This window comes from Nocardioides sp. (assembly GCF_035576065.1).
In the GTDB taxonomy this organism is placed as follows: Bacteria; Actinomycetota; Actinomycetes; order Propionibacteriales; family Nocardioidaceae; genus Nocardioides.
In genome coordinates this window covers 116,765-137,961 of the sequence record NZ_DATLWX010000011.1, presented here as the reverse complement: position 1 = coordinate 137,961, position 21,197 = coordinate 116,765, and the positions used below count along the sequence as shown (strand labels likewise).

The 21,197-nt window shown below is 68.5% G+C and carries 18 protein-coding genes; 4 read left to right on the top strand and 14 right to left on the bottom strand.

The window, feature by feature from the left end; genetic code table 11:
- Positions 1-135: 135 nt before the first annotated feature.
- Together VNJ48_RS05325 and VNJ48_RS05320 are read right to left on the bottom strand one after the other, a co-directional pair.
- On the bottom strand, positions 136-840 hold the full coding sequence (locus VNJ48_RS05325; protein ID WP_325599829.1) for an HAD family hydrolase: 705 nt from the start codon (positions 838-840) through the stop codon (positions 136-138).
- Positions 833-2,614 carry a proline--tRNA ligase gene (locus VNJ48_RS05320; protein WP_325599827.1) on the bottom strand — a complete coding sequence of 594 codons (1,782 nt, stop codon included), beginning with the start codon at positions 2,612-2,614 and terminating at the stop codon, positions 833-835. Before VNJ48_RS05320 ends, VNJ48_RS05325 begins: the two co-directional genes overlap by 8 nt.
- A gap of 131 nt (positions 2,615-2,745) precedes the next feature.
- On the opposite strand from VNJ48_RS05320, the gene VNJ48_RS05315 reads away from it, so the two are divergent.
- Positions 2,746-3,795, top strand: a complete 1,050-nt coding sequence (locus VNJ48_RS05315) for a hypothetical protein (RefSeq protein WP_325599825.1) — start codon at positions 2,746-2,748, stop codon at positions 3,793-3,795.
- On the opposite strand, the gene VNJ48_RS05310 is transcribed toward VNJ48_RS05315, so the two are convergent.
- From VNJ48_RS05310 to VNJ48_RS05275, 8 genes are all read right to left on the bottom strand, one after another.
- Positions 3,785-4,633 carry a GNAT family N-acetyltransferase gene (locus tag VNJ48_RS05310; protein WP_325599823.1) on the bottom strand — a complete coding sequence of 283 codons (849 nt, stop codon included), beginning with the start codon at positions 4,631-4,633 and terminating at the stop codon, positions 3,785-3,787. The genes VNJ48_RS05315 and VNJ48_RS05310 overlap by 11 nt on opposite strands.
- Positions 4,634-4,669: 36 nt before the next feature.
- Positions 4,670-5,833 (bottom strand): flavodoxin-dependent (E)-4-hydroxy-3-methylbut-2-enyl-diphosphate synthase, encoded by a 1,164-nt coding sequence (ispG, locus tag VNJ48_RS05305; RefSeq protein WP_325599821.1) that lies wholly within the window; start codon positions 5,831-5,833, stop codon positions 4,670-4,672.
- Between the two features lie 44 nt (positions 5,834-5,877).
- Complete coding sequence (locus VNJ48_RS05300; RefSeq protein WP_325599819.1) at positions 5,878-7,224, bottom strand: M50 family metallopeptidase; 1,347 nt, start codon at positions 7,222-7,224, stop codon at positions 5,878-5,880.
- Positions 7,221-8,342, bottom strand: a complete 1,122-nt coding sequence (locus tag VNJ48_RS05295) for a 1-deoxy-D-xylulose-5-phosphate reductoisomerase (protein ID WP_325599818.1) — start codon at positions 8,340-8,342, stop codon at positions 7,221-7,223. The genes VNJ48_RS05300 and VNJ48_RS05295 overlap by 4 nt, the downstream gene beginning before the upstream one ends.
- Positions 8,339-8,932 carry a hypothetical protein gene (locus VNJ48_RS05290; RefSeq protein WP_325599816.1) on the bottom strand — a complete coding sequence of 198 codons (594 nt, stop codon included), beginning with the start codon at positions 8,930-8,932 and terminating at the stop codon, positions 8,339-8,341. The genes VNJ48_RS05295 and VNJ48_RS05290 overlap by 4 nt, the downstream gene beginning before the upstream one ends.
- 24 nt (positions 8,933-8,956) lie before the next feature.
- Complete coding sequence (locus VNJ48_RS05285) at positions 8,957-10,201, bottom strand: saccharopine dehydrogenase family protein (RefSeq protein WP_325599814.1); 1,245 nt, start codon at positions 10,199-10,201, stop codon at positions 8,957-8,959.
- Positions 10,198-11,631, bottom strand: a complete 1,434-nt coding sequence (locus tag VNJ48_RS05280) for a gamma-aminobutyraldehyde dehydrogenase (protein WP_325600201.1) — start codon at positions 11,629-11,631, stop codon at positions 10,198-10,200. Before VNJ48_RS05280 ends, VNJ48_RS05285 begins: the two co-directional genes overlap by 4 nt.
- Before the next feature lie 133 nt (positions 11,632-11,764).
- Entirely contained in the window at positions 11,765-13,411 is a 1,647-nt protein-coding gene (locus VNJ48_RS05275) for an amidohydrolase (protein WP_325599812.1), read from the bottom strand.
- Positions 13,412-13,568: 157 nt separating this feature from the next.
- On the opposite strand from VNJ48_RS05275, the gene VNJ48_RS05270 reads away from it, so the two are divergent.
- Positions 13,569-14,942, top strand: a complete 1,374-nt coding sequence (locus VNJ48_RS05270) for an aspartate aminotransferase family protein (RefSeq protein ID WP_325599810.1) — start codon at positions 13,569-13,571, stop codon at positions 14,940-14,942.
- 147 nt (positions 14,943-15,089) lie between these two features.
- Here VNJ48_RS05270 and VNJ48_RS05265 read toward each other — a convergent pair whose 3' ends face one another.
- The 4 genes from VNJ48_RS05265 to VNJ48_RS05250 are packed head-to-tail and all read right to left on the bottom strand — an operon-like array spanning position 15,090 to position 19,169.
- Positions 15,090-15,893 carry an ABC transporter permease gene (locus VNJ48_RS05265; protein ID WP_325599808.1) on the bottom strand — a complete coding sequence of 268 codons (804 nt, stop codon included), beginning with the start codon at positions 15,891-15,893 and terminating at the stop codon, positions 15,090-15,092.
- The gene (locus tag VNJ48_RS05260; protein ID WP_325599806.1) at positions 15,890-16,783 is read right to left on the bottom strand and encodes an ABC transporter permease; all 894 of its coding nucleotides are present in this window, start codon (positions 16,781-16,783) and stop codon (positions 15,890-15,892) included. The genes VNJ48_RS05265 and VNJ48_RS05260 overlap by 4 nt, the downstream gene beginning before the upstream one ends.
- Complete coding sequence (locus VNJ48_RS05255; RefSeq protein ID WP_325599805.1) at positions 16,780-17,919, bottom strand: ABC transporter ATP-binding protein; 1,140 nt, start codon at positions 17,917-17,919, stop codon at positions 16,780-16,782. Before VNJ48_RS05255 ends, VNJ48_RS05260 begins: the two co-directional genes overlap by 4 nt.
- Positions 17,919-19,169, bottom strand: coding sequence for a spermidine/putrescine ABC transporter substrate-binding protein (locus VNJ48_RS05250; RefSeq protein WP_325599804.1), 1,251 nt, complete (start codon positions 19,167-19,169; stop codon positions 17,919-17,921). The genes VNJ48_RS05255 and VNJ48_RS05250 overlap by 1 nt, the downstream gene beginning before the upstream one ends.
- Positions 19,170-19,327: 158 nt before the next feature.
- Between VNJ48_RS05250 and VNJ48_RS05245 the strand changes: the two genes are divergently transcribed.
- Both VNJ48_RS05245 and VNJ48_RS05240 read left to right on the top strand, forming a co-directional pair.
- A complete protein-coding gene (locus tag VNJ48_RS05245; RefSeq protein WP_325599803.1) occupies positions 19,328-19,819 on the top strand; it encodes an Lrp/AsnC family transcriptional regulator in 492 nt (163 codons plus the stop codon).
- Positions 19,804-21,189: an FAD-binding oxidoreductase gene (locus VNJ48_RS05240; RefSeq protein ID WP_325599801.1), complete on the top strand. Its 1,386-nt coding sequence runs from the start codon at positions 19,804-19,806 to the stop codon at positions 21,187-21,189. The genes VNJ48_RS05245 and VNJ48_RS05240 overlap by 16 nt, the downstream gene beginning before the upstream one ends.
- Positions 21,190-21,197: the final 8 nt, after the last annotated feature.

Below are 21,197 nucleotides of genomic sequence, written 5' to 3'. Positions count from 1 at the left end.
AAGGGGTTGTCAGCATCACCCTGGTGGTCTCCCAAATGTGGGGTGGTCGACCACGTGCATAAGTGTGCAACACAAAGTGGTTGACCACCTAGCCGATCGCGGTGCAGGTCTTTGCACTGCGAAAACCTGCAAAAGCTATCGCAGTGAGGCGACCGCACCGGGGATGGCGCCCAAGGACCGCACCACCGCGTCGGGAGTGCCCTCCGTGTGGCCGACCTGGTTGCCCGGGATCGAGCTGAGGGGAATGTGGATCGCCTTCAGTCCCGCGTTGTGAGCACCCCAGACGTCGTCAAAGAGCCGGTCTCCGACATAGACGCAACGCCCCGGCTCGGCCGCTCCGACCGAGGCCATCGCGGCCTCGAACGCGCGTGGCGACGGCTTCGTCCACGGGATCTCGGAGGTGTAGACGTCGCCGTCGATCAGGTCGTAGACACCATCGCGCTCGAAGAACTCGACGTGCCAGGCGCGCGGCCAGATGGTGTTGGAGAGCACGCCGATCTTGAGCCCCGTCGCGCGCAGCTCGGTGAACATCTCCCGACACTCCGGGTCGGTCGCAGTGTGTGGTTCCCAGAAGTCGTAGTAGGCCGCCAGCAGCTCGGGATCGTGCTCGAGACCGGCCTCGGTGAAGAGGTCGCCGATCGTCGCCGACTGCTGGTGGTCGCGACTGCGCCCCCAGACGACATCGCCTGCGGCGTGCAGGCGTGCGGTGATCTCGTGCGGATCGTGATCGGCGTTGACGACGGCCTGCGCCAGGGCGAGCGACTCGGCGTGGAAGTCCACGTCGTGCCAGCGGGTCAGGGTGCCGCCCCAGTCGAAGATGACCGCCTCGAGCTCAGGCACGCACGAGCTCCACGAGGTGCGCCGCAGCGTCTTTCACTGCCACCTCGACGCGCTCGCCGGAGGCACGGTCACGGACCTCCACCGTGCCATCGGCCAGTCCACGACCGACCGTGACGATGGTCGGCACACCGATGAGCTCCGCGTCCTTGAACTTCACGCCGGGTGAGACCTTGCCCGTGCGGTCGTCGTAGAGCACCTCGATCCCCCGGGCGGACAGCTCCTCGGCCAGCGCCGAGGCCGCAGCGAAGATGGCGTCGTCCTTGCCCGCGGCGACGATGTGGACGTCGACGGGAGCAACGTTGCGCGGCCAGGCCAGCCCGATCTCGTCCAGGGTGCCCTCAGCGATCGCAGCGACCGCGCGCGAGGGACCGACGCCATAGGACCCCATGGTGACGGTCACGAGCTTGCCGTTCTCGTCGAGCACCTTGAGGCCGAGCGCGTCGGCATACAGCCTGCCCAGCTGGAAGATGTGGCCCATCTCGATACCGCGGGCGGACTCGAGCATGCCGTCCGTGCAGTTGGGGCAGTCGTCGCCGTCACGGATCTCGGCAGCCTCGATCGTCCCGTCGGGCATGAAGTCGCGTCCGGCGACGAGGTCGATCACGTGAGAGCCGGGCACGTTGGCTCCGGTCACCCAGCGGGTGCCCTCGACGACGCGGGGGTCGACGAGGTAGCGGATCCCTGACCCCCCGTTGTCTGCAGAGTCCTCACCCAAAGCTTCAGGGCCGATGTAGCCCTTGACCAGAGCGGGGTGCTTGGCCAGCTCGGCCTCGTCCATCGCCTCGACCTCGATCGGTTCCAGCTGTCCCTCGAGGCGCTTCTGGTCGACCTCGCGGTCGCCGGGCAGGCCGATGGCCAGGGGCTCACGGGTGCCGTCGGGGTGCTTGAGCACCACGAGCACGTTCTTGAGCGTGTCGCCGGCCGCCCAGGGGCGGTCGTCGCGGGGGTAGGCCGCGTTCAGGTGCTCGACCAGCGTGTCGATGGTCGGCGTCGCGGGCGTGTCCTCGGCGTGCGCGGCCGGCGCGTCGTCGTACGACACAGCATCTGGGGCGCGCACGGTCACGGCCTCCACGTTGGCGGCGTAGTCGCAGTGGGTGCAGCGGACGTAGGTGTCCTCCCCCACCTCCGCCTTCGCCAGGAACTCCTCCGACTTCGAACCGCCCATGGCTCCCGACGTGGCCTTGACGATGACGTATTCGAAGCCGAGCTTGTCGAAGATCCGGATGTAGGCGTCGCGGTGCTTCTGGTAGCTGACGTCGAGGCCCGCGTCGTCGACGTCGAAGGAGTAGGAGTCCTTCATCACGAACTCGCGACCGCGCAGGATGCCCGCGCGGGGGCGCGCCTCGTCGCGGTACTTCGTCTGGATCTGGTAGATCGAGAGCGGCAGGTCCTTGTAGGAGGAGTAGAGGTCCTTGACGACGAGGGTGAACATCTCCTCGTGGGTGGGCCCGAGGAGGTAGTCGTTGCCCTTGCGGTCCTTGATCCGGAAGATGCTGTCGCCATAGTCGGTCCAGCGGTTGCTGGCCTCGTAGGGCTCCTTCGGCAACAGAGCCGGGAACAGCATCTCGTGGGCGCCGATGGCGTCCATCTCGTCCCGCACGATCTGCTCGACCTTGCGCAGCACGCGAAGCCCCAGCGGGAGCCAGGTGTAGAGGCCCGGAGCAACCCGCCGGATGTAGCCGGCGCGCACCAGCAGCCGGTGGCTCGGGACCTCCGCGTCGTTGGGGTCGTCACGCAGCGTGCGCACGAACAGGGTCGACATCCTCAGGATCATGTCGAGAAGGATAGGTGCGGGCTCACCCGCCGAGCGAGGCGGTTTGCACCGGGGTCGGCGGCTCGCAACGAAAACCCTGTCGGTGGCGTCTGAGACAGTGGAGCATTCCCCCACCGATCTCGAGGAGACCCATGACCGACGCACTCCGAGCCCTTGCCCGGAAGACGGCAGTCGCCGCGGCGGCCGTCGCAGTCCTCGGCAGCACCGCGCTGGTGGTGCCCACGCACGCTGCCCCGACCGACCTGCAGCCCGAGGACCTGCCCCGCGGGGCGGACATCGCCATCGCGCACATCGAGGACGGCGACTTCGTGCAGGGCGAGAGGGTCGTCGACGTCGGCGGCGACCGCAGCACCTTGATCGGCAGGTCGGGCCGCAGCTGGCTCGTGGGCACGAGTGACGTCGACGGCGTCGGCGAGTTCCGCATCGTGCGGGTGGGACCGGACGACTCCACCACGGTCATCAAGCGCGGCATCTCCGTCTTCGAGCTGACGCTGTCGGAGAACGGCCGCTTCTTCGTCCACATGGGACGCGGCACCCGCAGGGCAGTCCCCATCCGGGTGTTCTCCGCCCGCACCGGCGAGCTCAAGGCGGAGAAGGACTTCGCCAACTACCCCGAGGTCGTCGCGATGGCCGGTCCGAGCGTGCTGCTGTCCAGCTGGGTGGCCACCGACCTCGGCGTCCGGTCGTGGGACATCACGACCGGCGCGATCACCCGGATCACGAGGAAGCCCGCCAACATCGTCGACGTCGGCAACAACCTGCTGGCCACCTACACCAAGGACCCCTACATGGGCGGCTGCGTGCGGCTCACCCTCCTGTCGTCCCCGAGCACGAGGCTCTGGAAGTCGTGCAGCGAACGGATCGTGGCCTTCTCCCCCGACGGTGAGCGGATGGCGACCGTGCACATCCTCTCCGACGGCATCGGCCCCAACGAGGTGCAAGAACGCGAGATCGACGGCACCCTGCTCGGCGACTACTCGACCGGCTGGTTCGGAGCGATCAGCTTCGAGAGCAACACCGACCTGTTGCTCGAGGTCAACGGCGACACCCTGGCCTCGACCGTCCGCTGCAGCGAGGGCGCGTGCGAGAACGCCAGCGACCCGGTCACGGTGCGCAACCCGAGACTCAGCCCCGCGCTGCCGGCTCACCGGACCGGATCGGTGGGGCCCTCTAGAACATGAGGGTGGACAGCCGGGTGCTCTCGGTGAAGCCGACCCGGTCGTAGGCCGCCCGCGCAGGGGCGTTCCACTCGTTGACGTACAGCGAGACGGTCGGCGCGATCCGGTCACGCACGAGCGCGACGACCGCGGCCATGCCGCCGACCGCCAGGCCCTCGCCCCGTCGGTCGGGATGGACGTAGACGCCCTGGACCTGCGCGGCGTACGGCGTGGCACACGCCACCTCCGCCTTGAAGATCACCCGTCCCGACTCGTCGAACCGGGCGAACGACCACCCGCGCGCGATCAGCTGCTGCACCCGAGCGCGGTAGAGGTCCTTGCCGCCGGCAGCCTCCGGTGAGACCCCGACCTCCTCGGTGTACATCGCCACGCAGGCCGGGTAGAGCCCGCCGAGGTCGGCCGGCGTGGTCTGGCGGACCTCCGGGTCCGCGAGCACATCGGGATCCCGGTCGATCTGAAGGTGCGGCTGACGCCACCGCGTCTCGCGCGGCGCCGACCAGCGATCACCGACCGCTTCCCAGAGCGCGGCCACGACGGGGTGCGGTCCCACGATGGTGGCGGTGGACCGCACGCGCGCCAGCGCCGGCTCCGCGAAGCACGTCACGTCCTCGGCGGTGCACTGCACCGGCACCAGGTTGGCCCCCATGTGGCAGGCCGCCACGAGACGGTCACCCTCGAAGCGGCCCCACATCTCCCCTCCCAGCCAGCGTGGGTCGAGGTTGGTCACCCGGGCGCGGTAGTCGGCGAACACGTTGACCACGGGATCCTCGGCTGTGAGCGCCAAGAACTCGTCCCGGTCGTCGGGGCCGAGCAGCCGCACGGAGGCGCGAGTGGTCAACACGTTCCGAGCCTAGACCCAAGCCGTGGACCCGGGTGGTCAGCTCACGCTGACGGCAGCTCCGGCACCTTCGACGGGCTCCATGCCCTCGGCGAGGCGCATGGCCTCCTCGATCAGGGTCTCGACGATCTGCGACTCGGGGACCGTCTTGATGATCTCGCCCTTGACGAAGATCTGACCCTTGCCGTTGCCCGACGCCACTCCGAGGTCGGCCTCGCGGGCCTCGCCGGGACCGTTGACCACGCAGCCCATCACGGCCACGCGCAACGGCACCTCCAGCCCGGCGAGGCCGGCGGTGACCTCCTCAGCGAGCTTGTAGACGTCGACCTGGGCGCGGCCGCAGGACGGACAGGAGACGATCTCGAGACGGCGGGGCTTCAGGTTGAGCGACTCCAGGATCTGGAGACCGACCTTGATCTCCTCGACGGGCGGCGCCGAGAGCGAGACCCGGATGGTGTCGCCGATGCCCTGGCTCAGGAGGTGGCCGAAAGCCACGCTGGACTTGATGGTGCCCTGGAAGGCGGGGCCGGCCTCGGTGACACCGAGGTGCAACGGCCAGTCACCGGCAGCCGCCAGCATCTCGTAGGCGCGCACCATCACGACGGGGTCGTTGTGCTTCACCGAGATCTTGAAGTCGTGGAAGTCGTGCTCCTCGAACAAGGACGCCTCCCACACCGCCGACTCGACGAGCGCCTCGGGCGTGGCCTTGCCGTACTTGTCCATGATCCGCTTGTCGAGCGAACCGGCGTTGACGCCGATCCGGATCGAGGTCCCACGGTCCTTCGCGGCTCGGGCGATCTCGCGCACCTGGTCGTCGAACTTGCGGATGTTGCCCGGATTGACCCGGACCGCGGCGCACCCGGCGTCGATGGCGGCGTAGACGTACTTCGGCTGGAAGTGGATGTCCGCGATGACCGGGATCTGGGACTTCTGGGCGATGGCTGGGAGCGCGTCGGCGTCGTCCTGGCTCGGGCACGCCACCCGCACGATGTCGCAGCCGGTGGCGGTCAGCTCGGCGATCTGCTGGAGCGTCGCGTTGATGTCGGAGGTGAGCGTGGTCGTCATCGACTGCACCGAGATGGGGCTCTCGCTGCCGACCCCCACGGAGCCGACCTTGATCTGCCGGGTCTGTCGGCGAGGCGCGAGAACGGGTGGGGGAAGTGCGGGCATGCCCAAACCAACGGTGGAGCCGACAGACGTCATGGGCCAAGCCTACGGGGCGGGCCGCCGCCCTTCGGGTGTGCGGGTCAGCTGGTCAGGTGCAGGGGTACGACGATGTCGCCGATGATCAGCACGACGCCCATCACCAGCAGGGCCAGCCCCATGACGTAGGCGATCGGCAGCAACCGCGCGACGTCGACGTAGCCCGGGTCCGGCAGCCCTCGCACTCGGGCCCAGCCGCGGCGCAGGCCCTCGTAGAGCGCACCGGCGATGTGACCGCCGTCGAGGGGCAGCAGCGGGATGAAGTTGAACAGGCCGATGAAGAGGTTGAACCCGGCGATCAGCATCAGCAGCGAGGTCACCTTGTCCTTGAGCGGGAACGTCTCGTGCGCAGCGACCTCGCCGGCGAGCCGTCCACCACCGACGACACTGACGGGACCGTTGGGGTCGCGTTCTTCGAGACCGACGATCGCCCTGGCAACGCCGTACACCTTCACGGGCAGCTCGGCGAGGGACTTGACGACCTCGACGGTCATGGTCCCCATCTGCTGGGCCGTGTAGATCGGACCGCCCGTCTCGGAGATCAGCGTCACCTCCGGGAGCACACCGAGGAAACCGACCTCGGTCAGCTCCTCGGAGTCCGCGTCGAGGGGACGGGGCTGCACCGAGGTGGTGGCTTCGACGACGACCTCCTCGCCGTCACGCTCCACCACGATGGTGGCGAGGCTGTCGTCGTTGGCGCGGATGTCCTCCTGGATCTGCTCCCAGCTGGTGACGGGCTCGCCGTTGAACGACACGAAGCGGTCTCCCGGCTGCAGGCCGGCTGCGGCAGCTGGGCTCGGGTTGTCCCGCAGCTCCTCGGCGGTGCAGACGCGGCCGTCCTCGTCGACCGGCACGATGCACGGCACCACTTCGGCGACCACGGGCTCTGCCTCGGCGCCGACCACTTGGCCAACGGTGGCGAAGACCCCCCAGAACAGGAAGAACGCGATCGCGATGTTGACCATCGGGCCGCCCGCCATCACCACGACCTTCTGCCACCAGGTGCGCTTGTAGAACAGGCGGTCGCGGTCCTCGGGTCCGATGTGCTCCCACTCGGCCGCCCGGGCATCGCTGACCAGCTGCGTGAACATCCCGGTGTTCGACTTGCGGACCCGCAGGTCGTCACCGGGCTCTCCCGCGACATCGCCCTTGCCGGGGGGCAGCATCCCGACGATCTTGACGTAGCCGCCGAGCGGGATCGCCTTGATCCCGTATTCGGTCTCGCCGATCTGCTTGCTCCAGACGGTCGGCCCGAAGCCGACGAACCACTGGGTGACCTTGCCGCCGAACTTCTTGGCGGGGATCAGGTGGCCGAACTCGTGCAGGCCGATCGAGGCCATGATGGCGAACGCGAAGACGAGCACGCCGATCGTGTAGTAGAGCGCGGTCACGTGGGGTCTCCGATGCGTGCTGCGTCGATCATGCGGTCGATCGCGATGGTGGCCTCATCACGCGCCCACGCGTCGGCCGCGAGGATGTCGTCAATCGTCAGGTGCTCCTTCGAGGGTACGTCGTGGCGCGCAACAACATCGGCAACCACGGGAACGATGTCGACGAACCGCAACCTGCCGGCCATGAACGCCGCCACACACGCCTCGTTGGCGGCGTTGTAGACGGCCGGAGCGGTGACTCCCTGCTCCCCGGCCGTCCGAGCCAGGGACACGGCCGGGAAGGCCTCGTCGTCGAGGGGGAAGAACTCCCAGGTCTCGGGCCGGGTCCAGTCCACCGACGGCGCTGCGTCGGGGACCCGGTCGGGCCAAGCGAGACCGAGGGCGATCGGGATCATCATCGTGGGTGGGCTCGCCTGCACCAGTGTCGAGCCGTCGACGAACTCCACCATCGAGTGGACCACGCTGGTCGGGTGCACCACGACCTCGATCCGGTCGAACGGCAGGTCGAAGAGCAGGTGCGCCTCGATCACCTCGAGTCCCTTGTTCACCAGCGTCGCGGAGTTGATGGTGATCACCGGACCCATCGACCACGTCGGGTGCTGCAGCGCCTCCTCGAGGGTGACGTCGGCGAGCTCGTCGCGGGTGCGGCCGCGGAACGGTCCGCCGCTGGCGGTGAGCACCAGTCGGCGTACCTCGCTCGCGGCGCCCCCACGCAGGCACTGGGCCAGGGCGGAGTGCTCGGAGTCGACCGGGACGATCTGGCCGGGCTTCGCACGGGCGGTGACCAGGGGGCCGCCCATGACCAGGGACTCCTTGTTGGCCAGGGCGAGGGTGTTCCCGGCGTCCAGGGCAGCCAGGGTGGGTCGGAGCCCGACCGCTCCGGTGATGCCGTTGAGAACGACGTCGCACGCCATCGCGGCGGCCTCGGTCGATGCGTCCTCGCCGAGCCCGGAGAAGGCCGGAGCGAACTCCCTCACCTGGCCGGCGAACAGCTCCTCCTGGGATCCGCCGGCAGTCAGGCCGACGACGCGGAAGCGGTCGGGGTTGGCTCGCACCAGGTCGAGAGCCTGGGTGCCGATGGAGCCGGTGGACCCGAGGATGACGACGTCGCGCCTCACGGGCGTCCCGCCAGGACCAGGGTCTCGCCGCCCATCAGCGGGGTCAGGACAGGGTCGACCACCTCGCCCGTCGCCACGGCGAGGAGGTGCTGGGCGGTCGGCACGGGTGTGCCGCCGACGACACGCAGCGGGGCGTCACCCGCGACCTCTGCACAGCCGGCGGGCTGGGTCCGTCCCGCCCGCATGGCCAGGTCCCAGTCGAGCTCGCCGGTGTCGTCGACCGTGATGAGCGGCACCGAGCCAACGTCGTGGCTCCCAGCGGTGCCGACCAGCACCAGTGCGGGCGTCGGGGACAGCTCGTCGAAGTGCACCGCCCCGACCCGGGCGCAGGCGAGCTGGGCGACGGTGTCGTGGAGGGGAGGCACGTCCAGGACGACCACCTCGTCACCTGCGGCGACGCCGAAGGCCCCCAGCACCCCGGCGAAGGCACCCACCTCGGTCAGCAGTCCGGCGAACGACATCGGACGCTGCCCGTCGAGCAGCGCGACGTCCTCGGCCCGGCCCCGGATCACGTGGACGTCGAGAGCGTTGTAGCAGGCATTGAGCATGCCGGCGTCGCCAGCCGGCGCTCGGAACCAGATCACGTCCATGGGGAGCATCCTTCCCCATCGTCCTCAGCCGCCGTCGACCTCGTCGTCGCGCTGCCCCCACGGGCTGCCGTAGTCCTCGAGCAGCCGCAGGAACGGCACCGCGTCGAAGGCTTCCGGACCGAGCACACCGGTGCCGGACCACACCTTCGTCGCAAGGAGCTCCAGGGCGATCACGGGGTTGATGGCCGTCTGCCACACCACGCACTGGTGGCCGTACTCGCGCATCGTCCACTCGTTGTCCACCACGTGATAGAGGTACGTCGACCTGGGCTCGCCGTCCTTGCCCGTGCCGGTCACCCACAACCCGGCGCACGTCTTGCCGACCATCCGCGGACCGATGCTCGCGGGGTCGGGCAGGACTGCAGCGACGACGTCGCGCGGGCTGACCTCACAGTGCCCACCTGTTCCGGCCTTGACCCGCACCGGCTCGGTGCGATCGAGCCCGAGGGTGTGCAGCACCTTGAGGATGTTGATGAACTCGTCGCCGAGGCCGTACTTGAACGTCACCCTCTTGGCGTCGACCCAGCGCGGCATCAGCAGCACCTCTTCGTGCTCCACGTTGACGCACTCGACCGGCCCGATGCCCTCGGGGAAGTCGAAGACCTCGGGTTCGCTGAAGGGCGGTGTGGTGTGCCACTCGCCGTCCTGCCAGATGACAGGCGGGTTGAGGCACTCCTCGATCGTGGTCCACATCGAGAAGGACGGCGCGAACACCTCGTTGTCCTCCTCGTCGGTGACCCTCAGGTTGGCCCCGTCACGCGTGCCGAGCTCGTCGATCTCGGAGAAGAGGTGGTCGGCGGCATACCTCGCGAACACGTCCGAGAGCCCGGGCTCCACACCCATGCCGACCAGGGCCAGGCGCCCGGCCTGCTCCCACTCGACCGCGGCCGCGAACTGCTCGTCGCCGAGCTTCACCCCTGTCTTCGAGTACGGCGCCTCCGGGTGCGGCTGTGACAGCGACATGGCCATGTCGAGGTAGTCGGCCCCGGCATCAAGAGCCCCCGAGAAGATCGGCATGTTGAAGACCGGGTCCACCGCGTTCATGACATGCGTGATGGCGTGGGTCCGGCACAGCTCGGCCACCGACGCCTCCGACGAGGCGTCGACACGGGCAGAGGCGAACCGAGGGTCGTCCTCCGCAGCGCGCGCGGCGCGGGCCTCGTCGTAGTCGGCGATCACGATCGCCTCGTAGAAGTCGCGCCTGGCAGCGATGGCCGCGAACGCGCTGCCCACTCCGCCGGCGCCGATCAACAGGATGCGCATCGTCATTCTCCTATGTAGGACATGACGTGCTTGATGCGCGTGTAGTCCTCGAGTCCGTACATCGACAGGTCCTTGCCGTAGCCCGAGTGCTTGAACCCGCCGTGCGGCATCTCGGAGACGTAGGGGATGTGGGTGTTGATCCACACGACCCCGAAGTCGAGACCACGCGACATACGCATGGCCGTGCCGTGGTCGCGCGTCCACACACTAGAGGCGAGGCCGTACTTCACGCCGTTGGCCCACCGCAGGGCCTCCGCCTCGTCGGAGAAGCGCTGCACGGTGATGACCGGACCGAAGATCTCGTCCTGCACCTGCTCATCGGTCTGCTGGAGGCCGGACAGCACCGTCGGCTCGTAGAAGTATCCGGACGCCCCCTGCCGGTGGCCACCGGCCTCGAGGACCGCGTGGTCCGGGAGGCGGTCCACCATCGCGGTGACCCGAGCGAGCTGGTCGGCGTTGTTGAGCGCGCCGTAGAAGATGTCCGGGTCGTCGGGCATGCCGGTGCGGGTGGCCTTCGCCTGTGCCGTCAGGGCGGCGACGAAGTCGTCGTGGATGCCGGGACCGACCAGCACCCGGGTCGCCGCGGTGCAGTCCTGGCCAGCGTTGAAGTAGCCCGCCTCGGCGATGCCCTGGGCGGCCCGCTCGACGTCGGCGTCGTCGAACACGATGACCGGCGCCTTGCCGCCGAGCTCGAGGTGGACGCGCTTGAGGTCGGCAGCAGCAGAGCCGGCCACCTCCATGCCGGCGCGCACCGAGCCGGTGATCGCGATCATCTGGGGCGTGGGGTGCTGCACCAGCGCGCGGCCGGTGTCACGGTTCCCGCACACCACGTTGAGCACGCCCGGCGGCAGGAACTCCTGGGCCAGCTCGGCGAACATGGTGGAGGTGGCAGGAGTGGTGTCGGACGGCTTGAGGACGACGGTGTTGCCGGCGGCCAGGGCCGGGGCGATCTTCCAGACCATCATCGGCAGCGGGTAGTTCCAGGGCGTCACCTGGCCGATGACGCCGATCGGCTCGCGGCGGATGAAGGACGTGTGGTCCTCCATGTACTCCCCCGCCGACTTGCCCTCGAGCACGCGGGCAGCGCCGGCGAAGAAGCGGAATTGGTCCACCGTCGGTGGCATCTCCTCGCTGGCGGTGAGACTGAGCGGCTTCCCGGTGTCGCGGCACTCGACCGCGACGAACTCCTCGGCGCGCGACTCCAGCGCGTCCGCCATCCGCAGGAGGGCCAGCGACCGTTCCTGCGGGGTCGTCCGGCCCCATGCGACGAACGCGCCCTCGGCCGCGGCGTAGGCCCGGTCGACGTCGTCGGTGCCCGACATCGGGGCCGTCGCGTACACCTCGCCGGTGCTCGGGTCGATCACGACATAGGTCTCGCCACTGCTCGACTCGACGACCTCGCCGTCGATGACGTTGCGAAATGTCTGGTGTCCCATGAAGTCCGTCCGGTTGCGATGGTCGTTCCTGATGGTCGGGAGCCTAGCCACAACACAACGGAATCGATAGGGACAAAGCGTCAATACGGACCAAATGGCCCCAAATCGTGGCTCGCGGCCCATGATTTCGAAGTCAATCAGACTTCTCTCGTTGCACGACCTCGCCGTCGATCCAGGTCGACCGCACCCGGGTCGCCCCGATCTCCTGGGTCGGACCGCAGAACGGATCGCGATCCAGCACGACGAGGTCGGCCACGGCGCCCGGCCGGAGAAGGCCTGCATCGTCACGATGGTTGATGCGAGCCGATCCCGAGGTGTAGGCAGCGAAGGCGCGTTCGAGGGGCAACGCCTGGGCCGGCAGGAACGCCTCCTCCCCCGCTCGTCCGGTTGCGCCGTACTCCCACCGGTTGACCGCGACGTGGATCGCCGCGAGCGGGTCCGGCGTCGTCACCGGCCAGTCGCTCCCGGCGGCCAGGTCGACGCCTGCGCGGTCGAGATCGCCGAAGGGGTACTGCCACTCCCCGCGTTCGGCCCCCAGGAAGGGCAGGGTCAGCTCCGTCATCTGAGGATCGAGCCGGGCCCAGAGCATCTGTAGGTTCGCTGCCACCCCCAAGGTGGCGAACCTCGAGATGTCGTCAGGGTCGATCAGCTGCACATGAGCGATGTGGTGGCGCGGCTCGCGGTGCCCCGCTCGCGGGGTGGTCCCGGCGAGGCCCTCGAAGGCGTCGAGGGCTTCGCGCACCCCACGGTCACCGATGGCGTGCACGTGGACCTGGAACCCCTCGAGGTGGAGAAGGGAGACGTAGCGCCCGAGAGCTCGGGCGTCGACGAAGCTGTGACCGCGGTTGTCCGTCGAGTGACCGCAGCGGTCGAGGTAGGGCGCGGACAACGCGGCCGTACCGTTCTCGGCGACTCCGTCCTGCATGATCTTGACCGAGGTCGCGCTCAGCCGACCGTGCGTGAGCTCTGCGCGTCGCGCCACCAGGTCGGCGACCTGCTCCTCGCCCCGTTGGCGGTCCCACCACAGAGCGCCGACGACGTGGGCCGTGAGGTCCCCCCGACTGGCCGCGCGCAGGTAGGTGCGCGACGGGTCGTCCATCCCGGCGTACGCGCCCAGGATCGCGTCCTGCCAGCCGGTGATCCCGAGCTCGTGCAGGTACGCCTGCCCGGCCAGCAGACCGCGGTAGCACTCCTCCGGGTCAGTGGCCGGCACGCACCTCCCGACCAGCTCCATGGCACCCTCGTGCAGCGTGCCGGTAGGCCTGCCGCCGTCGTCCCGCTCGAACCGGCCGTCGGCCGGGTCAGGTGTCGACGCGTGCACGCCGGCGACCTCCAGGGCTCGGGTGTTGACCCAGGCACCGTGGTGGTCCCGGTTGGGCAGGAACACCGGTCGGTCCGCCACCACTGCGTCGAGGTCCTCCGCCCTGGGAGCGCCCCCGGGGAAGGCGGACATCGACCAGCCGCCACCCAGGATCCAGGGCAGGTCGGGGTTCGCGGCGGCGTACGCCGCAATGATGGCCAGATATTCCTCGCGGGTCGCGGCTCCGGACAGGTCGCAGCGGATCCGCTCGAGACCGCCCTGCACGGCGTGCACGTGGGCGTCCACGAAACCCGGTGCCACCAGCCCCCCTGCGAGGTCAACGACGTCATCGCAGGGAACGTCGCCGACCTCGGCCTCGGGGACCAGTCGGGAGATCCGCCCGCCCTTGACGACGAGTGCCGTGCCGGTGCGGTGCGCACGCCCGTCGAAGAGGTTGCCGTTGCGGAAGACAGTGACCACGTCGCGGCCCTTTCGGTGCTGATTTCGAATCCGAATCCCACCCTAGCCATGTTTTCGGCTGTTGAAGGGGCGTACTAATGCGGATTCACTTGCCGAGGCCCCACCTGGCGGGGCAGACTGGCGACCACCACACCTCCCAATCAAGGACGCGATACCCATGGCTACTGGCGACTACGACCACCTCCAGCAGGCCGCGCGCGATCACCTCTGGATGCACTTCACGCGGCACTCGTCCTTCGAGGACCACGACGTGCCCATCATCGTGCGAGGTGAGGGTGCCTACATCTACGACGCCAAGGGCCGGCGCTACCTCGACGCCCTGGCAGGCCTGTTCGTGAGCCAGCTGGGCCACGGCCGGACCGAGCTGGCGGAGGCAGCGGCGAAGCAGGCCAAGGAGCTGGCGTTCATGCCGCTGTGGTCCTACGCCCACCCCAGCGCGATCCAGCTCGCGGAGCGGGTCGCCCAGAAGGCCCCAGGTGACCTCAACCGGGTCTTCTTCAGCAGCGGCGGCGGCGAGTCGGTGGAGACCGCCTGGAAGCTCGCCAAGAACTACTACAAGCTGACCGGCAAGCCGATGAAGCACAAGGTCATCAGCCGGTCGATCGCCTACCACGGCACCACGCAGGGAGCGCTGTCCATCACCGGTCTGCCGGGGCTCAAGGCCGTCTTCGAGCCCCTGGTGCCGTCCACCTTCCGGGTGCCCAACACCAACTTCTACCGCGCTCCCCAGCACGGCGACGACCTGGAGGCGTTCGGCCGGTGGGCCGCCGACCAGATCGCGGTGGCCATCGAGGACGAGGGTCCGGAGACCGTTGCCGCCGTCTTCCTCGAGCCCGTCCAGAACGCCGGCGGCTGCTTCCCGCCGCCGCCCGGCTACTTCCAGCGCGTTCGCGAGATCTGCGACACCTACGACGTGTTGCTGGTCTCCGACGAGGTCATCTGCGCCTTCGGCCGGCTCGGGCACTACTTCGGCGCCGAGCGCTACGACTACCAGCCGGACATGATCACGTGCGCCAAGGGGATCACCTCCGGCTACGCGCCGCTCGGCGCGATGATCGCCTCCGACCGGCTGATGGAGCCCTTCTTGAAGGGCCACGCGTCCTTCGCCCACGGCTACACGTTCGGCGGGCACCCGGTCTCGACGGCGGTGGCGATGGCCAACCTCGACATCTTCGAGAACGAGAAGGTCTTCGAGCACGTGCTCGCCAACCAGGACGCCTTCCGCACGACGCTGGAACGCCTCAAGGACCTGCCGATCGTGGGCGACGTGCGCGGCGACGGCTACTTCTACGGGATCGAGCTGGTCAAGGACAAGGCCACGAAGGAGACCTTCGAGGGCGACGAGGCCGAGAAGCTGCTGCGCGGCTATCTCTCCAAGGCGTTGTACGACGAGGGCCTCTACTGCCGTGCCGACGACCGGGGCGACCCGGTGGTCCAGCTCGCGCCGCCGCTCATCTGCGACCAGACCCACTTCGACGAGATCGAGCAGATCCTGCGGACGGTCCTGGACAAGGCCTGGTCGATGCTCTGAGGCGTACCGCCTCCGCTCGAGCCCTGGGCTCCACTGACGCTTCACCATGGGATGTCGGTGAATGGGCACTTCCCTCGGTCAATTGACCGTGGGAAGTGCCCATTGCGCTGCATACCTTGGTGAACAGTCAGCCCCGCCAGCAAGGAGTCAGACGCGGGCTGCTCGGCGCGCGCGGAGCTCACCGGCAACGACGAGGGCCAGCGCCAGGAAGAACATCGCGGTGCCGATGACGTTGATCTGCGGCGGGACCCCTCGTTGGGCCGCGCCCCAGACATACATCGGGAACGTGACTTCCTGGCCGGCGTTGAGGTTGGTGATGATGAAGTCGTCGAAGGACAGCGAGAAGCTCAGCAGCGCGGCGGCCAGGATGCCGGGGAAGACGAGCGGGAACGTCACCTTCCGGAAGGTCTGCGCCTCGTTGGCATAGAGATCCATCGCGGCCTGCTCCAGGCGCGGATCGAGGCCGGCGAGCCGGGCCTTGACCGTCACGACGACGAAGCTCAGGCAGAAGAGGATGTGGGCGACCAGGATCGTCCAGAAGCCCAGCGCCCCAGCGAAGCCGGACGAGACGAAGAGGGCGAGCAGCGAGGACCCCATGACGATCTCGGGTGAGGCCATCGGCAGGAAGGTCATGACGTTGACCCCGGCACGGCCGCGGAACCGGTGCCGGACGATGGCGAACGCCATCAGCGTGCCCAGCAGGGTGGCGAAGAGCGTCGCCAGCAACGCGATCTCCACCGAGAGCACCACCGACTCGCACAGGCCGTTGGGCTGGCACGGTTGACGCCAGTTGTCCAGGGTGAACCCGTCGAACGAGTAGCTGATGCGTGAGGCGGGGTCGTTGAAGCTCATGAGCACCACGACGAAGATCGGCGTGAGCAGGTAGAGCAGCACCAGCAGTCCAGCACCCAGGACGAGGTGGTCCCCGAGCCACTTCCCGGCGCGCGTCACAACAGCTCCTCGGTGCCGGCGCGGCGGATGTAGACCAGCACCATCACCACGATGACCGCCATCAGCGTCACCGAGAGCGCGGCCGCCTCGGGATAGGACCCACTCTCGAAGAGGTTCTGGATGACGTTGCCGATCATCTGGGTGCGCGGGTTGCCCAGGAGCTCGGCGTTGATGTAGTCCCCCGCTGCCGGGATGAAGGTGAGCAGCGTGCCCGCCACGAGCCCGGGCATGGACAGCGGAAGAGTCACCTTGCGAAACGTCGTGAACGGCGAGGCGTACAGGTCAGATCCTGCTTCCATGAGCCTGGGGTCCACCTTTTCCAGAGAGGTGTAGAGGGGCAGCACCATGAAGGGCAGGAAGTTGTACGTCAGTCCGGTGACCACGGCGAAGGGCGTGGCCAGCAGGTGCCCGTCCGGCCCCAGGACGTGCAGGAACCGCAGCGTGTCGGCAAACCACGCCTGGTCGCCCAGCAGCAGCTGCCAGGACAGGGTGCGGATCAGGAACGAGGTGAAGAACGGCGCGATCACCGCGACGAGCATGAGGTTCTTCCACTTGCCCGCCTTGAACGCGATGGCGTACGCGAGTGGGTAGCCGAGCACGATGCAGGCGATGGTCGCCGCGGCGGCGTACCCGAAGGACCGGAAGATGTGTCCGCGATAGTCGGCGAGGACGCTGAAGTAGTTCTGCACGTGGCCCGTCATCGCGTAGCCCGTCTCCAGCGACCCCGCAGGGTCGTAGAGCGAGGTGCTCACGAGGCTCACGAGCGGGACGACGAAGAAGACGAGCAGATACAGCAGCGGCAGCGAGAGCAGGAGGTACGCCGTGCGCGACGGGCGGCGCTTGGACACGGGTGCAGCCGGTGTCGCGGAGATGATCTGGGACGCGCTCACAGGGCGTCCTCGCGCTCCACCCCGGCGGTGACGTCCTGCGCTGGGTCGAGCAGGAAGGTGTGGTCGGGCAGCCAGTGCAGGTCCACGATGTCACCCACCCGGAACGTCCCGTGAGCCCCCGTGTTCTGCTCGAAGACCATCATTTCCTGGCCCCATGACATCCGGGTGAGGTACTGCGTGCTGACCCCCATGAAGCTCACATCGGTGATCGTCGCGTTGCGCAGGACGTTGGAGCTGCCGTCGGGCTCCGAGCCGGCCTCGGACAGGTTGAGCTTCTCCGGGCGGACCCCCACCCACACCTCGCCTGACTCCGTCCCCGAGACGCCGGGAGGGGCCTGGACCTTGGCGCCTTCGACCTCCACGTGGACGCGGGCGCCGCTGGTCTCGACGACGTTGCCGCGGATGAGGTTGGACTGGCCGAGGAAGTTGGCCACGAAGGTGGTGCTCGGGTGCTCGTAGAGCTCGACCGGGCTGCCCATCTGCTCGATGACTCCAGCGTTCATCACCGCGACCGTGTCGGCCATCGTCATGGCTTCTTCCTGGTCGTGGGTCACGTGCACGAACGTGATCCCGACCTCGGACTGGATGCGCTTGAGCTCGACCTGCATCTGGCGCCGGAGCTTGAGGTCGAGGGCTCCGAGCGGCTCGTCGAGCAGCAAGACCTGGGGCCGGTTGATCAGGGCCCTGGCCAGGGCGACCCGCTGCTGTTGGCCACCGGACAGCTGGGCCGGCTTCCGAGCGGCGTACTCCCCCAGCTCCACCAGCTCGAGCATCTCGCCGACGGCGGTCTTGACGTCCTTGCGTCCTTGACGACGGAGCCCGAACGCGACGTTCTCGAAGATCGTCAGGTGCGGGAAGAGCGCATAGCTCTGGAACACCGTGTTGACCGGGCGGCGGTAGGGCTTGCGGTGGGTGATGTCGTCGGCTCCGAGCCGGATCGTCCCGGCCGTCACGTCCTCGAGGCCGGCGACCATCCTCAGCGTCGTGGTCTTGCCACAGCCGGACGGGCCGAGCAGTGCGAAGAACGCACCCTGCGGCACAGTCAGGTCGAGGTCGTCGACCGCGACGAAGCCGCCGAAGCGTTTGGTCAGGCCCTCCAGGACGAGGTCGTCCGAGGGCTGCTGGGGCACGGACATCAGGCGCCGATCACCTGGTTGAACTCCTTCTCGTACCCCTCGCGCACCTTGGTGTCGAGGTTCTTGAAGGAGAAGGTCGCCTCGAGGTCGGACGAGGTCGGGAAGATCAGCGGGTTGCCCACGAGCGACTCGTCGAGCTGCGCCATCGCCTCCTCAGTGCCCTCGACGGGGCAGATGTAGTTGACCCACGCAGACACCTTGGCGGCGACCTCGGGGTCGTAGTAGTAGTTGATCAGCTCCTGGGCGTTGCCCAGGTGATCGGCCTTGTTGGGCACCATCATGTTGTCGCTCCACAGGGCCATGCCCTCTTCTGGCACGACGAACTTGATGTCCGGGTTGTCGTACTGCATGGCGATGACGTCGCCCGACCAGGCCTCGCAGGCGGCGATGTCACCCTTGTTGAGCGGCCCGGTGTAGTCGTTCCCGGTGAAGCGCCGGACCTGACCGGACGCGACGATCTCTTCCAGCCGGGCCAGGGCTGCGCCCCACTCGTCGTCGGAGAAGTCCGAAGGATCGGCCCCGGTGAGCCTGAGCATGAAGCCCATGGTGTCGCCCATCTCGGTGAGCATGCTGATCTTGCCCTTGAGGTCGGCGCGGGTCACCAGCTCCTCGAAGCTCGAGACCTCGCCGGTGACCTTCGCGTTGTAGGCGATGCCGGTGAGGCCGCTCTGCCACGGCACCGAGAACTTGCGCCCGGGGTCCCAGTCCGGCTCGCGCAGCGTGTCCACCAGGTTGGCCTCGACGTTGGGCATCGCTGCCATGTCGAGCTCCTGCACCCAGCCCAGACCAATCATCTTGGCCGCCATCCAGTCGGTGAGGACGAACATGTCACGACCCGTCGACTCGCACGCGCCGAGCTGGTTGCGCACCTTGGCGAAGAACTGGGCATTGTCGTTGACGTCGGTGTTGTAGGTGACGGAGATACCCGTCTTCGCCTCGAAGTCCTCGAGCGTGGGCAGACTCTTGCCCTTCTCGTCGATGTAGAGCGGCCAGTTGGACCAGTTCAGCTCCTTCTCGCCAGCGCTCAGGTCCTTGCTCGCACACGAATCGGACGTCTGCTTGGTCCCCGACGTACCGCAGGCCGCCAGCAGTCCTCCCGAGGAGAGTGTCATCGCCCCGACGCCGGCCGTGCGAAGGAGTCCGCGCCGCGAGACGCTCGGGCCGCCTTGGCCGTACATCCCCCGCGCCACCTCGCGAGCCAGCCGGTCGAGCGCCGTGTCCCCGTGCCTGTCGTGCCGACCCTTGACCATGTCAGTCCTCCTCGCAGTGCGGTGCGTGCATGGCGGATCGTGCCATGCCAACGGATCGCTCACAAGGGATTCCGTCGGTTCGTAACGTGGTTGCAACGAAATCCAGCAGTTCGGCGCTACATATTGAACGACATCGCCAGCACTGACACCATGCCAAGGTGAACACCCGAGCCAGCCAGTCCGATCGCCCGTCCGATCGCAGGGCCCCCCTCGACGACGTCTCCAAGGCCATCATCGAACAGTTGCAGCAGGACGGCCGGCGTTCCTACGCCGCGATCGGCAAGGTCGTCGGGCTCTCCGAGGCCGCCGTACGACAGCGGGTGCAGCGCCTGACCGACAACGGGGTCATCCAGGTCGTGGCCGTCACGGACCCGCTCCAGCTCGGCTTCGCCCGCCAGGCGATGATCGGGATCTGCGTCAGCGGGGCGCTGGGTCCGGTGGCTGACCGGCTCGCCGAGATCGACGCCATCGACTACGTCGTCATCACCGCCGGCTCCTACGACCTCCTCTGCGAGGCGGTCTGCGAGAACGACGCCGATCTCCTCGAGCTGATCTCGGAGAAGATCCGCACCATCGAGGGCGTGACCTCCACCGAGACGTTCATGTATCTCGAGCTGCGCAAGCAGACGTACTCGTGGGGTGTGCGCTGAGCCGCTACGCGCGGTTGTCGCTCTGGCACGAGACGACCGACACCGACTGGACGCCACGGGCAGCGCTTCCCGGCGACACCAAGGCGGACGTCGCCATCGTCGGCGCGGGCTACACAGGACTCTGGACGGCCCTCTACCTCGCGGCTGCCGACCCGGGCCTGCGCATCGTGGTCGTGGACGCGGAAGTCGCGGGGTACGGCGCATCGGGCCGCAACGGCGGCTGGTGCTCGGCGTTGTTCCCGGCCTCGACGGCCACTCTGGCAGGCCTGGCCGGCCGGGACGCCGCGCTGGCGCAGCACCAGGCGATGCGCGCGAGCGTGGACGAGGTCATCGACGCGGCCGCCCGGGAGGGCATCGACGCCGACATCGCCAAGGGCGGCACCATCGACCTCGCGCGCTCCGAGGCGCAGTGGGCACGCGCCCAGGCAGCCGTTGCCGACGCGCGCACCTGGGACTGCGGGGAGGACGAGCTGGCGCTGCTGGACCGGAAGGCGACCGAATCCCTGGTCCGGGCCCGAGGCGCGCTCGGTGCGACGTACACCCCCGACTGTGCTGTCGTGCACCCGGCGAAGCTGGTGCGTGGTCTGGCAGATGCCGTGGAGCAGCGGGGAGTCACGATCCACGAGCTGACCCGGGTGCGGTCGATCGAGCCGCACACGCTGCACACCGACCGTGGCACGGTCCGCGCGGACGTCGTGGTGCGGGCGACCGAGGGCTACACGTCGTCCCTCGCCGGGCACCGACGGACCCTGGCACCGGTGCACTCGCTCGTCGTGGCAACCGCAGCCCTGCGCGCCGAGCAGTGGGACGAGATCGGGCTGCGTCGACGTGAGACCTTCACGGACCACCGGCACCTCATCGTCTACGGCCAACGCACCGCGGACGACCGACTGGTCTTCGGCGGTCGCGGAGCGCCCTACCGCTACGGCTCGAGAATTCTCACCGACTTCAGCGGGCAGGCGTCGGTCTTCGAGCACCTGCGGGCCGCGGTGGTCGACCTCTTCCCGTCGATGCACGACGTCAAGATCACCCACCGCTGGGGAGGCGCGCTGGGCATCGCCCGCGACTGGTGCGCCTCGGTCGGCCTCGACCGTGACACCGGACTCGGGTGGGCGGGCGGCTACGTCGGTGACGGCGTCAGCACGGCCAACCTCGCCGGGCGCACCCTTACCGACCTCATCCTGGCCCGCGAGACCGCACTCACCGGGTTGCCCTGGGTCGGTCACCGGTCACGCCAATGGGAGCCCGAGCCCTTGCGCTGGACCGGGGTCAACCTCGGCCTGCGGGCAGCGGCGGCGGCGGACGCGGAGGAGCGACTGACCCGACGCCCCAGCGTCGTTGCCCGGGCGCTCAACCGGGTCGTGCACTGAGCGTCAGC